Below are 13,006 nucleotides of genomic sequence, written 5' to 3' on the forward strand. Positions count from 1 at the left end.
CAGGTCGAGGATCGCGTCGACGACGTCGTCGGCGTGCATACGGCTGAGCACGGCGGCGATGTCGGCGGTGTCGCGGGCTTTGAGGATCTGGGCCTGGGCGTTGTCGTCGAGCTCTTCGATGACATCCGCTTCCAGTTCGGGGGCGGTGTGGAGGTGCTCGAACAGGTCGTCGCGCTCCTGCGCAGAGGCATCCTCGATGAGGTCGGCGATCTGCGCGGGGCGCAGCCCGCGCAGTCTCTTGAAGCGGGAGCGGGCCGCGGCGGACTGTTCGTGGCCGATGAGGGCTTCGAACGACTTCCAGTCCCGGAAGGTGTGGGTGTCGTGGCTCTTACGCGAGTACCAGGGGCGGGCGTGGACGTCCAGGCCGGTGGCGACCCACCCGCCGGGGATGTCGTCGATCGTGACGTCGTACGCGCGGACGAGCCTCGCGTTCTCGACGTCGATGAGCCGGTGCCCGAGGACCGCTTCCTTCAGGAGGACCTCCCCTTCGCGGCGCTCGAACGGCCGTACGTCCAGGGTCGGGCTGCCGAGCACGATCCGGTCCTCGTCGATGGCGTCGATGTTCGCGGCCGGCACGAAGAACGCGTTCGACCCGACCCGGGCGACAAGGCCGGTGACGGTGGGGTATCCCTCGGGGCCGAGGCGGACGATCACGTCGGCGAGCACGCCGATCTGGTTGCCCTTCGCGTCCTGGATCGGCTGCCGCAGCATCTCGGACAGGTACCGGCGGGGACGGGTGGTGGTCATGATTGCATCGTTCATCTGTCTTACCGTTTCTTCAAGACCGGAGGGGTCAGTGCCCCAGGGCGAGCTGGATGACGCGGACGATGACGAGGATCATCGCGATCAGCAGGTAGATCCGCAGCACGCTCAGCCCGAGCCGGCGGCCCGTGGACAGCTTCGGCGCCTTCAGCAGGGCGATGGGAGGCATCCGCCACGTCGAACGTTCACTGCGCGGAACCGCATCCGGGTCTTTCGGGGCGGGGTGTCGGAGTCGGATGGCACCGAAAACGAGGCCCGTGAGCAGCGCCAGCCCGCCGCCGATCGCGAGGATCAGGATGATCTGAGTGCTCGTGATGTCAGGGAAGATGACACTCGCGGTCAGCACCAGCGACAGGATCACGAGCACCGCGATCACCGCGGAGGTGAAGATGTTCAGCCACCGCCCGTTCACCCACGGGCCGAGCACCTCCTTGTCGTTGCACAGCAGCAGCAGGAACACCGTGGCCGAGGGCAGCAGCACCCCGGCGAGCACCTGCACCCCGACCGTGATCAGCCCGAGGGGGCTGCCCGGGATGATCACGATGATCGCGGAGATGAGCAGCAGCCCGGCGAACGCGGCGTAGAAGCCCTTCGCGTCGGACACCTTGCGGTGCAGCGAGTGCTTCAGGCCCAGCGTGTCGCCGAGCGCGTACGAGGTGGACAGGCCGACCGCGGCGGTCCCGATGATGGATGCGTCGATCAGCGCGATCGCGAACAGGATGCCGGCGATCCGGCCCACGTACTTCCCGATGCCTGCCGCGACCCCGCCGGCGTCGGTGAAGTTCCCGAACTCCGGGGTCCCGGCGAACACCGCGGCGGGCACCGCGATGAGGATCGTCGCACCCACGATGACGATGACGATGCCGATCCACAGATCGGCCTTCTCGTAGTTCATGAACCGCGGGGTGATCCGCTTGTCGATGATGTAGGACTGCTGGAAGAACAGCTGCCACGGCGCGACCGTGGTGCCGACGATGCCGATGATCAGCAGCATCACCGTGGACAGCTCCGCGCCCGGCGGGAACCCGGGGATGAACCCGCGCGCGACCTCCGCCGCGGAGGGGTGGGCCATGAACGCGAGCGGGACGAGGATGAGCGACCCGAAGATGAGGAACATGCACAGCCGCTCGAACCGCCGGAACGAGCCGGTGCTGACCGCACCGATGATCACGACCGCGGAGATGATCACGCCGGGCACCTCGGGAAGACCCAGATAGCTCAGGCCGAGGCTGATGCCAATGAACTCGGCGATGATCGTCAGCGCGTTCAGGATGAACAGGTCGATGACGCTGAACGCCCCCCAGAACTTCCCGAACCGCTCCAAGATCAGCCGAGCGTGCCCGACCCCGGTCACCGCGCCCAGGCGCAGCACCATCTCCTGGTTCACATACAGCACGGGAACCAGCAGCAGCAGCACCCACAGCAGCGACGTGCCGTAGTTCTGCCCCGCCTGGGTGTACGTGCCGAACGCACCGGCGTCGTTGTCCCCGACCATCACGATCAGGCCCGGGCCGACGATCGCCACAAGGGTGCGCAGCTTCGCGGACAGTTTCGTGCGAGGCGCATTGTCATCGAGCTGGATGGTGCCGAACGCGCCCTCGATGTTGCCGACGTGAGCGGAGTCGAGCACCGCGTGCTGCTGCGTCGGTGGAGTGTTGGTGGACGTCATGATGCATCGCTTTCTCACCCCGGGTCGGGTGGGCATGGAAGCGGAGCCCCGGGTGCGGTCACACAAAGCACGACCGCGCGAGAGGCACAGGTAAAGACGGGCAGGTCAAGACCCGCCCAGGCAGCCGGAACGGGCGCCTAGATGGCGAAGGGGGGCGTGCGGAACGCCCAACTATCGTGATCGCTCATCGCTCACCTCCCAGGTCGTGACCTCGCGCCTGCGGGTTCGTCGATGTCGACTTCACCTATCCACGTAAGACCTTTGGCACTTCATGACGTCACCCGGAAACCGGGAGCCAATCGGGGCGACCCCTTAAGCCGGGGAAGCCTGTCCTGACCCGGAGCGTCTCTCGACGTTTGGGGTCGCTGGCATGTGTTCATGAAGGAGCCTCAGCTAACGATCAGCGCCTAACAAAGCGAGTATAGGACCCATACGGCACCCGTCGACGCCAGATACCCCAATCCGGTGCGCCGAAATTCTGGGAAGAGTATCGCGCTAGCGGGCCGCGTACGCGTCTTCGTGAGTCGCCGGCCGGCAGCATCTCGGCGCGCTCCGAAAGATCGATCCGATCCGCTCGTGAACGGAGCCTGCGATGGACGGCGAGGCGGCGGGAGAATGGTGAGGTGAACCGTGAGGCGGCCCTGCTGCACCAGGTGCATCCGGCCAAGCTCTCCACAGACCTGACGGCCGATGTAGCATCCACCGCCCTGCTCTGGCAGCGTCGAGTGCCCGCCGCGCTGGCCGCAGGCCTCGTGCCCCCTGTGATCGCATCGACGATACTGATGCGGCGCGACCTGACCTGGCTGCGCAGGACCCGCCGTGGCCGGTACATGCTGACGCACATGCCCGCCTCGGCGCAAGCCGTGCGGCTGGCCGGCCAGTTGCTCGCCTGGACCGGCGCATACCGCAGGAACGTCATCGTCGTGGCCCTCGGACATGTCATCATCGCCCTCGGGTGGTCCAGCGGCCTCTGGAACGGCGGACGCTCGTGAATCGTCAGGAAGACGTTGCCACACACACGACGACGCTGAGAGGTGTGGATGCCGACGCCCGGATCGGCTGCGTCTACGCCTTGCGGCGATGCGAGCTGGGGGATCCAGCGGACCAGCGTAATCATGCTCGGCGCGATGATCCACGCCGAGAAGTAACGCCATCGGGACGATCGGCCCCCACCTCCACGAGCGAACTGGCCCGGAGCCCCCTCTTCACCTTTGAACGGCTCGCCGCACCCACGCCACGGCTGGCTTGGGCCAGATCAGACCGACCGCGCTGGGCCAAATGGGGTTGACAAAGCCAATCGTCTGGCGGCGAAGTAGGCGGATACGCCCGCGGCCGCGATCGCGACGGCGGCCGCGGCACCCGCGACCCAGGCGGCGCCCGACGGGCGGCGGCTCACTCCGCCAGCCGCACGTCGGGAAACAGGCCCTCGGGGGGAGCCGCGTACGGCAGCGGCTCGCCCTTCCCGCTCTGGTTATCGGTGGCCATCGCGTCCGCGGCCGCGAACGGCCCCTGCGGGTCCATCAGGACGCCCATGTGATGGTCGGCGTGGTCACGCCACCAGACGCTCATCCCCGTGGCCGGATCGCGGCGCAGGAACTCCCACGCCCGCCAGAGCGCTTCGAGGCGGATCACCGCCTCGTCGTACTCCCACCAACGCGCCGCCCACACGCGAGACTTGCCGTCGATCTTGCGCTTGTAGACGTTGCGCAGGTACTCGCGCACGAACTCGTCGACCGAGCCGTAGTAGAGGCTCGGCTCCGCCGCCGGCTCCTCGTCGACGACCTCGCCCGAGGCCTGGTCGACGGGGATCGGATCGGCCTCGGCCGGGTCCAGCTCGTCGTCGCCCCAATCGCTCATGACGCGCCCTCCGCTCCGATCGTGGCCTCGACGGTCGCAAGCTCCTCCTGAGCCTCACGGATCGTCCGCTGCGCCTGCGGATCGTGCGCCGCGATCGACGCGCGCACGTCGTCGGCGTACGCCGACGTCATCCACGGCTGAGTGCGGATCAGCGTCGGACGTGAGCCGGACGCGAGCACGACGGCGCGGCCCTTCGGCATCGCTGCCAGCTCTGCCACGTCCATGATCCGCTCACGGTGGTTCTGCTGGGAGACGGTGCGCTGTCCGCGGCCGTACGACGTCGACGTGGACAGCCGGTCGTAGTCACCGATGATCCTCGACAGATCGTCGAGGAACGCCGCTTCGGAGACGCCACCGCCGTAGACCTTGACGTTCGATGCGCTCCACAGCTTCTTCATGCCCGACTCGCCCCAGACCTCGACGCCCTGCGACCAGCTCTGCAAGATCGTCATGAGCACGATCCCGCGGGAGCCGTAGTGGCTGTAGAGGTTCGGCAGCTCACGCCACCGGCACACGTTCGCGGCCTCGTCGAGCACCCCGAGCATCGGCGTGCTGAGACGGCCACCGGCCGACCGGGCGGCCAGCTCCTCGGCGGCCTCGACAACGGCGACGGTCAGCGCCGTCACGAGCGGGCCGGCCGTGCCGCGGCCCTCCTTCGACAGGCTGTAGAGCGTCCCGCCGTCGCGCACGAACACCTCCGGGCTGAACTGGAGCCGGCTGTCGACCTGGCCGCGCAGGGGCGTCACCCACGCCGCGACCTGACGGTTGGTGAGGCACGAGGCCATCTGCTGGGCCGCGCCGAACACACCGCCGCGCTGCTTATCGGGAGCGTCGACGACGCCGGCCACCTGATCGGCGGTCAGCGTGAACTCATGCCGGCGAAGGATATCTACCGCCGTGTCGTCGGCCGGGCGCGTCAGCCACGTGTACACGTCGGTGATCGGGCGGTTGTCCAGCGCCGCGGCGAGCAGAAGGCCGGCCAGGAGGTCTTGGCCGGCCGAGTCGAAGTACGCATCCGTCTTGGCGCCCGGATCGCGCGAGCCGGCCGCGAAGTGCTCAGCCAGCTTGGCCGCGCGAACCTCGTCAGTGACGTACGAGAGCGGGTTCCACCACCAGGTGGGCTCCTCGTTCGCGATCGCCTGCGGATCGAACACCCACACCGGCCCCTTGGCCGCGCGCGGGTCGCGGGTCGCGTCCACGACGTCGCGCTTGTTCGACGTCACGAGGACCGCGCCCGGCGCATCCATGATCGCCGGCACCGCCCGCGAGGTCGTCTTGCCGGTACGTGGCCCCCAGATGTCCACGTGCATGTCCTCCCACGAGCCGTAGAGCGGCTGTGAACCGGCGACCGTGCGGCCGATGGGTACACCAGCCGAGGAGGTCACACCGAGGCGCTGAGCCTTCTCCTGGGCGCTCTTACGGCTCATCTCCGCGACGTCGCGACCGCGGCCCATGTACGCGGCCGCCCGGTCGACGCGAGAGCGGCGCTGACGGGTGCGGTGCAACCACACCGCCACCAGGACACCGAGCGCGATCGCGACGGCGAGGATGCCGCCGAGCACCCACCACGACGCGGCGGGCCAGCTCACGTTGCCGCTGAACACGCCGAACACGAGCGCGAACGGGTCGGACGGCAGTTCGGCGCCGTCGCCCGCGATCGCGTGGCCGAGCCGGACCGATCCGTAGACGGCGCCGACGAGCACCACCACGGCGATGATGCCGACCCAAAGCAGGATGGCCTCGCCACCCATGCCGCCCGGATCGCGGCGGCGGTTGTTCGGCGTGCTCATCCCTGTACCTCCTCGACGGCGCGCAGATGCCGGCGGCCGACGCGCGACTGTTCGTGCCAGAGCTTGTTGGTGTCGTTGATCGACAGCTCCACGGAGGTCAGCTGCACGTTCACCGGGATACCGGGCCGGCCGCCGACCTTCACGAGGAACTTGCCGCGGCCGGGGGGCTCGGCCTCCCGGCCCGTCGACGGGTCCCACGCGGGCGGGTCCTGCCAGCCGATCAACATCTCTTGCTCGGCCTGCGAGAACGGCACCGCGGCGCTGAGCTGAGGCATCTCCGCGGACGGCAGGCCCCCGCAGATGACCATGCCCGAGCGCTCGACGAAGCCGCGCGCCTTCATCCGGTCCTCCTCGGTGGGGAGAGCCAGCAGGTCGCTCATGGTGTGCGAAATCATCGCCATGCCGACGCCGCGCTGCCGGTTCAGGCGAGTGAGCGCGTCGACGCGATCGACCATGCCCCGGCCGGCGCGCAGCGCCCGCCACAGCTCGTCCAGGACGACGAAGTAGTGGCGACGGGGTTCGAGGCCGGCATCCGCGAGAGCGTTCGCCACGTTGACGGTGCCGAAGCCGGCGGACCAGCAGGCAAGCAGGGTCGCCGCCTGCAAGTCCATCTCGGAGTCATCGATCGCGGAGACGTCGTAGACCACGGGCGCGTCGCGGCGCATCGGGTTCGTGGTCTGCCGAGCGAACGTCTCCCCGAGACGCCCGCCGCCGACCAGGCCGATGAGGCTCGCTTCCAGGCCCTCGGTGATCGACTGGTAACGCTCATCGTTGCCACGGTCCAGCGCCACGGCGCGGACCTCGGCCGGCCCCTCCTGGATGACGCGGAGCAGATCACCGAGCACGGGCACGCCGTCGAAGTTGTCATCGAGCCACTTCAAGGCGCGGTCGATGATCGTCTCCTCCCGGTCGGTGGGCGGCGCCGAGCGGAGGATCGTCAGCAGAGCCGACACCATCGTGTGCCGGCGGCCGTGAGCGTCCGCGAGCACCTGAGTGGCCTCCTTCTCGAAGCCGGCCTCGCGCAGCCGCGCAGCGGCCTCCGTCGCCTCGCCAGGGTCCAGCACGTTCAGATACCCGCGGCCACGGCCGAGGGTGATGACCTGGCCGCCGAGGGCCTCGATGAGGTCTACGTAGTCCGGCTTCAAGTCACCGAGCACCAGCGGCATGACGCCGTAGCCGGCGAGGCCGAGGGCCATCCGCCGGACGATCGTCGACTTGCCGAGTCCGGGCTTGCCGAGCACGAACGCGGACGGGTTGCTGATGAGCTTCGCGCGCTGGAACCACGAGAGGGGATCGCAGCACAGCGTCGCCCCGGTGTGGATATGACGGCCCAGCGGGACGCCGACCATCGGCGTCCCGGTGCCGATCGCGAACGGCCACATGCCGCACACCTGCACGGTGGTCCCGCGCCACTCGTCGGCCGCCTGAACGTAGTTCGACGAGCCGCGGCCGCGCCCCAGCCACCCGCGCATCGGCGGGCGCTGAGGGCGCAGCTCCTTCGGCTTCTCGGCTTTGGTGGCGACCTTCTGCATGCGCTTGGCCCGACGCTCGGCCTTCGCGGTGCGGCGCAGCTCCGGGGCGCTCACAGCTTGTCCCTCAGCTCGGCCGGAATCTTGATGTGCTTCGGGAGCACCAGGCCCAGCGGCAGCGCCGCGGCAAACGCGGAATCCTGCGACCCGTAGACGGGCCGCACTCTCAGCCGCGCCGTGGCCGCGAGGTTGTCGATCGCCGCGCGCGCATCCGGCGCACGGTCGAGGTCCGCGACCGTCGCCGTGACGAGCATCCCGAACTGCACCAGGCCGGCGCCGCTGGCCTCCTCCGCCGCGGTGGCCGCGGCCGCGCGCACAGCGAGACTGTCGCGCGCCGCAGGCTTGCTGCTGGCCGTCATGCGGAACTCCGCAGCTCGCAGATCGGCCTCGACGATCGCCGCAGCCTTGGCCGCGTCGACGGGGCGGTACAGCAGCGTCACGCGCTTGCGCGCAATGTCGCGATGCGGAGCCAGGAGACGCGCGAGCACGCCCGACTGGACGTTTCCGCGCGGCGCCTGCGTCATCGCCCACGTGCACGAGTACGCGGAATCGTGCCGGTAGCCGCTCCAGGACGCCTGAGCGGCGGACGGGCCGACGTCGGTCCAGCTCAGCTCGGGCGTCTCGCCGGCAGCGTGCGCCTCGTCGATGAGCTGCGCGGCCGCCGGGTCGTAGGCGATACGGATCGCCTCGCACAGCTCCTGCGCGGACAGAGGCCGCGCAGCACCCGCCCCGGTCGCCTGCAAGCTCGCCGTCAGACCGGGCAGACGCGCCGCGAGCTCGCGGCCCATCTCGTCCGGCTGGCGCCGCTTGCCGCCCTGCCGATTCACCGCCGAGAACGTGATCGCGACGAACGCCTTCACGGTCGACGAGCCCGCCGGGTAGCGGTCGACGACCTCTTGCAGCATCCCCTGAGCGAACGCGGGAGCCTCGGCGTCGAGGTTCATCAGAACCTCCCGCCGCAGCCGCGTCCCCGAGTCGGGAGCCGTCTCGATCGTGACCGAGGCGGCCTCGATGCCGGGCTCGTCGCCCAGGTTCGCGAGCCAGTGGCCCCAGTCGGCCACCCACACGTCGATCTGTTCCTGGTCGACGAGCGCGGCCCCATCGGGCTCAGTGCCGATGACGATGCTGTACGAGCCCGTGGCGGGCGTGTACAGCAGCGCGAACGGGCGTCCGTAGGAGTCCGTGTGCTCGCTCAGCCGCGTCGGCGCCGCCAGACCGGGGAGCTGGTACGTGCCCCACAGCGACCGGCCGAGAGGACCAGACCGGTAGATGTTCGACCCGCGCGACTTCGCGGACCACCACGCCATGCGCGCCCCGCCACGGCTGAGCACGTTCTTGCCGTGCGCGTCCTTGGTCAGCACGGCCAGCAGCACGATCCCCAGCACCGCGGCGAGGATCACGGCCTGCAAGAGGCCGGCCACCATGACCGTGATGACGAGCACCACGAGCGACGCGAGCAGCAGGCCTGTGCCGACCGAACCGAGGCCGAGGATGCCCGGCGACGTCGGCTTGCGCCAGTTTCCGTAGGTCCGAGGCCCACGATTGGTTGTGTCAACGGCTGCCATCAGGACCGCCTCCCTCACCTGTCGATTGCTCTCCGAGGCCACGCGCCGCACCCGCGGCGGCCTGGCCTGCCTTCTTGCCCGCTTCGAGGGCGGCGCCCGCGGCGAGCCCGATCGGGCCGCCCGCCGCTCCCGCAGCCGCGGCACCACCACCCGCGGCCGCACCGCCCGCGGCCGCACCACCCGCAGCAGCGCCGCCGCCGGCCGCAGCTCCACCGCTGGCCGCGGCGCCGCTCCCCGCTCCCGCGCCGCTCTGCGATCCGGCGTTCTGCGCGGCCGAGGTCGTAGACCCGCCGCCTCCACCGGAGTTCCCTGTCGGCCCCTGCGAGCCCGACGAGCCGTCGCTACCGGACGACCCCGAGCCGCCGCCCGTGCCGAGGCGACCCATCGCCACGGCCCCAGACGGCAGAGCCGCCATCGCGCCGACCGCGAGAGCGCCCCCGGCGCCCCCGGCCATCGCACCCACCATCGGCGTCACGAAGCGCATCAGCGCCGGCATCGCGAACAGGGCGATGATCATGAGCATGATGCCGGTGAGCACCGCCAGCAGGCCCGTCCCGTCGTCCTTGAAGATGTCGGTGCCGACGAGCCGGAACGCCGCGGCGTAGACGAGCGCGGCGGCGGGCTTGTAGAGGATGAACGCGACCAGCCAGCCGACGTTCTTGCGGAACCAGCCCTTGCCCATCTCCGTGTTCGTGAACGACGCCGACAGCGGAAGGATGCCCGTCAGAATGACGAGCATGCCCCCGCGGGCGACCATGAGCACGATCTGGAACGCGGACGCCAGGATCGCGATGATGCCCAGGATGATGATGAGCAGCGAGCCGAGCCCGCCGGCCGCCGGATTCGTCGTCAACGCGAGCAGGTTCAGCATGTTCGTGCCGAAGCACGTCGACCCGTCCGCGGTCACGTCGCAGTCCAGCGACGAGTTGATGATCCATACCGAGAAGCTGTCGGCCGCGGCGACCAGCAGCCCCACGATCGTCACGCCAGCGCCCGCGACTACAACAAGGGTCAGCAGGCTCTTGATCGTCTCCCGGCCGGGCTCGGCGCGCTGTTCCCACGCCATCCGGCCGGCGCCGATGATGACCGATATGACCGCGGCCGCGCCCATGTACCACCAGAGGCCCGATTGCAGAAAGGCCACAGCGCCGCCGGCACCTGTCGGCCCGCTCGGCATCAGGCCTGTCACGATCGCACTCGCGCCCGAGATGAACACCGCCGCGGCGAGAACCAGGCCCACACGACCGACTGCGGCAATGCCATCACCAGCTCGCATCCGAGTCGCGATGATCGCGCCGAGGATCACGATCGAAACGATGCAGATCGCCAGCGCGATCCACGTCGCGTAGCCGAGCACAGTCGTGATGTTCCCCGAGTTCGGCGCCGAGCTGCCGGCCGCGAGGGATGAATCGCCACCCGACCCCGTGAGGTTCGGGGTGCCGATGTTCACCCAGATCGTGCCGAGCGACGCGACTACCTTCCCGAAGGCCTCCTGGACAGCCTTCGCCATGTTGTCGATCGCGTTCCCGAGCGCGCTCGACGCAACGTTTCCCGCGAGGCACATCGGGTCGGGTGGGAAGCCGCAATCTGCCATCGTTCACTCCCCCCAGGGGGTGTAGCCCGCGACGTTCGGAATCGGTGCGACGTCGAGGGGTGTCATGGTGTCCGCACTCAGCTTCCAGTCGCCGTCTTGCCACACGAGCGAGTAGACCCCGCTGACGGTGAGGGTCCCTGTTGCCGACGAGTAGGTCAGCGCGAGGTCAACGGAGGCGGACTTACCGTCGTAGCTGAGAACCCGGAATCCGCTGATCTGGATTCTGGTTCCGGCCGCCGTGTTGTTCGAGGGCTTCTGTGCGAGAAGCTGATCGCGGAACTTTCCGTTACCCAGTACGTACGCGCCCCATGCGGTCTTGACGCTCTCATCAGAGCCGAGAGCGACAGCGTTAGCAGCCATGAATAGCGCGCCGGTTGGTGAGTGCTGGAAGCAATATCGGAAGCCTGCCGGGTCGGTCTTGCCCGGTCCGTAGGTGGGCGACGTCGGATAGCCCGTCGTCCCCTCGTACTTCCACGTCGCAGCGGGGGCGGTCGTCACGCTGCCCGACAGCTCGACGCCTCCGAGGCCGCACACGCTCTCGTCACCGGAGGCCGCCGGGGTCGACGGCGCCGTGGTCGAGCTGGGCTCGCTCGTCGACGTCGGCCCCGGCTCGGGGTTGCCCCGAGACAGGTTCACGATGACGAGGATGATCGCGCAGACCACGATCAGCGCGACCACGCCGGCCGCAGCGATGAAGCCGGGGCGCGTGAAGGGGCTCTGCTTCTCGTTGTCCTCGGAGGCCATGTCGTTCCCTCCGATCAGGAGACGAGGAAGCCGACGAGGCTCGCCGCGGCCGAGATGACGATGACGCCACCGAGCGCGAAGCCGATCCGGCCGGCGTGCTCGCCGCCCTCACCGCGACGCGAGTTGATGGCCATAAGGGCACCGGCCACGATGATGCCGATGACGCAGACCGCGAGGGCCACCCACTTGACCCAGCCCATGATCGTCACGAAGCCGTTCGTGCCCGGAGGCTGAACCGGCTCCGGGTTCGGAATGTCCATCGGGACCAGCGCGACGAAGTCGTTCGCCGCGGTGAGGATCGTGTGAAGCGTGCTCATCGGAGTTCCTTTCGGTTGGCGGTGCTCGACGCACCAGGTGTGAGGAGAGCGGCCAGCTCGTCGACGAGTCGACGGGCATCCCGCGGGAGGTCTGCAAGAGTGAGCGATTCTCCCAGTCGGAGAGATTCGATCCAGGGGACGGTCCACACGCGCGGCACGCCGCCGCCGACGACCTGAGCCAGGTCGCGCAGCGGCTTGGGGAGCCGTCCAGGCGCGTCCGCCATCAATACGAGGCCGACGACCTCGACGTGCGGCACCAGGCCGGCAGCCCACTGCGTGGCGGCGGCCTGCGCCGCGCGCAGACCGTGCGCGTTGGTGCGGGCCACCAGCACCACGCGCGCCGGCCCCTGCGGCGGCCGCGGCCACCCGTGATCGGCACCGAGCCACGCGGGTACGAGTGCGGCCAGCGTGGACTCACCGGCTCCGCCGTGTGTGCCGAGCCACCACAGCGGCGCCTCCTGCGGACGGTCGTAGATCGGAAGCTGGTCGACGCGATCCGGCGCCGGCACCCCACGCTGAGGGACCAGCGGCCCCGTCGCCTGGGCGGGCGGAGCCGCGCTCGGGACGGACGACACCGGCTCCGGTGCTGTCGGCCGCGATATCCACGGATTCATGCCGTCACTCACGACACACTCCCTTGCACTCGATAATGAGGATGCGCCTCTAACGAGGCCATCCTACGTACGGATAGTGAAAGGATGCAAGATGTTGTCGAATGTGCCCGAATATAGTCGATCCTTGCCGTTTCTAGTCGATCGTTGCATGATGGATGCATGCGACCGGAACTTTGGGTGCTCCCTGTGAGCGGTGAGAGGGAACAGGCGCTTGACGCGCTGTTCGCTGGCCGTCCCGACGTGCTCAGCGTTGAAGACGTCGCGGAGGTACTGAACGTGACGCGCACGAACGTCTATGCGTGGCTCCGAGACGGCGTGATTCCGGGCTACAAGCTCGGGACAACGTGGCGCGTCCTGCGCGACGAGCTGAAGGCGACGATGGCGACGGGAGCGAACGCGCAGCGGCCGCGAGCCGTCTCGACGCACACCGAGGAGAGCAAGGAGAGCTGACATGCGCAAGCGCACGCTGGGACTCGCCGTGGCAACGATCGCCACGGCGAGCACGATCGTCCTCGCCGGCTGCACAGGCCAGAGCGAACCGACCCCCACAGCGAGCCCTACGCCC

12 protein-coding genes and 1 riboswitch are annotated in these 13,006 nt (G+C 69.2%); of the genes, 2 read left to right on the forward strand and 10 right to left on the reverse strand.

Annotation, left to right across the window (positions count from 1 at the left end; genetic code table 11):
- Both BGN98_RS03985 and BGN98_RS03990 read right to left on the reverse strand, forming a co-directional pair.
- On the reverse strand, nucleotides 1-747 hold a 747-nt coding region (locus BGN98_RS03985; RefSeq protein WP_502687807.1), incomplete at its 3' end, for a magnesium transporter MgtE N-terminal domain-containing protein.
- Between the two features lie 46 nt (nucleotides 748-793).
- On the reverse strand, nucleotides 794-2,431 hold the full coding sequence (locus BGN98_RS03990; protein ID WP_288119714.1) for an NRAMP family divalent metal transporter: 1,638 nt from the start codon (nucleotides 2,429-2,431) through the stop codon (nucleotides 794-796).
- Nucleotides 2,432-2,670: 239 nt separating this feature from the next.
- A riboswitch (M-box (ykoK) riboswitch) is annotated at nucleotides 2,671-2,839 on the reverse strand.
- A gap of 215 nt (nucleotides 2,840-3,054) precedes the next feature.
- Here BGN98_RS03990 and BGN98_RS03995 point away from each other — a divergent pair.
- The gene (locus BGN98_RS03995) at nucleotides 3,055-3,423 is read left to right on the forward strand and encodes a hypothetical protein (protein ID WP_288119716.1); all 369 of its coding nucleotides are present in this window, start codon (nucleotides 3,055-3,057) and stop codon (nucleotides 3,421-3,423) included.
- Between the two features lie 400 nt (nucleotides 3,424-3,823).
- Here BGN98_RS03995 and BGN98_RS04000 read toward each other — a convergent pair whose 3' ends face one another.
- The 8 genes from BGN98_RS04000 to BGN98_RS04035 all read right to left on the reverse strand — a co-directional run bounded on the left by BGN98_RS04000 (nucleotide 3,824) and on the right by BGN98_RS04035 (nucleotide 12,402).
- On the reverse strand, nucleotides 3,824-4,288 hold the full coding sequence (locus tag BGN98_RS04000; protein WP_288119718.1) for a DUF4913 domain-containing protein: 465 nt from the start codon (nucleotides 4,286-4,288) through the stop codon (nucleotides 3,824-3,826).
- Nucleotides 4,285-6,078: a TraM recognition domain-containing protein gene (locus BGN98_RS04005; protein ID WP_288119720.1), complete on the reverse strand. Its 1,794-nt coding sequence runs from the start codon at nucleotides 6,076-6,078 to the stop codon at nucleotides 4,285-4,287. Before BGN98_RS04005 ends, BGN98_RS04000 begins: the two co-directional genes overlap by 4 nt.
- Nucleotides 6,075-7,610: a putative type IV secretion/conjugal transfer ATPase gene (locus BGN98_RS04010; protein ID WP_502687808.1), complete on the reverse strand. Its 1,536-nt coding sequence runs from the start codon at nucleotides 7,608-7,610 to the stop codon at nucleotides 6,075-6,077. Before BGN98_RS04010 ends, BGN98_RS04005 begins: the two co-directional genes overlap by 4 nt.
- A 50-nt stretch (nucleotides 7,611-7,660) precedes the next feature.
- Complete coding sequence (locus BGN98_RS04015; protein ID WP_288119721.1) at nucleotides 7,661-9,172, reverse strand: SCO6880 family protein; 1,512 nt, start codon at nucleotides 9,170-9,172, stop codon at nucleotides 7,661-7,663.
- The gene (locus BGN98_RS04020; protein WP_288119723.1) at nucleotides 9,159-10,682 is read right to left on the reverse strand and encodes a TrbL/VirB6 family protein; all 1,524 of its coding nucleotides are present in this window, start codon (nucleotides 10,680-10,682) and stop codon (nucleotides 9,159-9,161) included. The genes BGN98_RS04015 and BGN98_RS04020 overlap by 14 nt, the downstream gene beginning before the upstream one ends.
- Before the next feature lie 87 nt (nucleotides 10,683-10,769).
- On the reverse strand, nucleotides 10,770-11,510 hold the full coding sequence (locus BGN98_RS04025; RefSeq protein ID WP_288119725.1) for a DUF8175 domain-containg protein: 741 nt from the start codon (nucleotides 11,508-11,510) through the stop codon (nucleotides 10,770-10,772).
- Between the two features lie 14 nt (nucleotides 11,511-11,524).
- Nucleotides 11,525-11,827 carry a hypothetical protein gene (locus BGN98_RS04030; RefSeq protein WP_288119726.1) on the reverse strand — a complete coding sequence of 101 codons (303 nt, stop codon included), beginning with the start codon at nucleotides 11,825-11,827 and terminating at the stop codon, nucleotides 11,525-11,527.
- Nucleotides 11,824-12,402, reverse strand: a complete 579-nt coding sequence (locus tag BGN98_RS04035) for a DUF6668 family protein (RefSeq protein ID WP_288119727.1) — start codon at nucleotides 12,400-12,402, stop codon at nucleotides 11,824-11,826. Before BGN98_RS04035 ends, BGN98_RS04030 begins: the two co-directional genes overlap by 4 nt.
- A 198-nt stretch (nucleotides 12,403-12,600) precedes the next feature.
- Here BGN98_RS04035 and BGN98_RS04040 point away from each other — a divergent pair, with 198 nt between their 5' ends.
- A complete protein-coding gene (locus BGN98_RS04040; protein WP_288119729.1) occupies nucleotides 12,601-12,891 on the forward strand; it encodes a helix-turn-helix domain-containing protein in 291 nt (96 codons plus the stop codon).
- The last annotated feature ends 115 nt before the right edge of the window (nucleotides 12,892-13,006 follow it).

The sequence above is a fragment of the Microbacterium sp. 69-7 genome (assembly GCF_001897985.1).
Classification (GTDB): domain Bacteria; phylum Actinomycetota; class Actinomycetes; order Actinomycetales; family Microbacteriaceae; genus Microbacterium; species Microbacterium laevaniformans.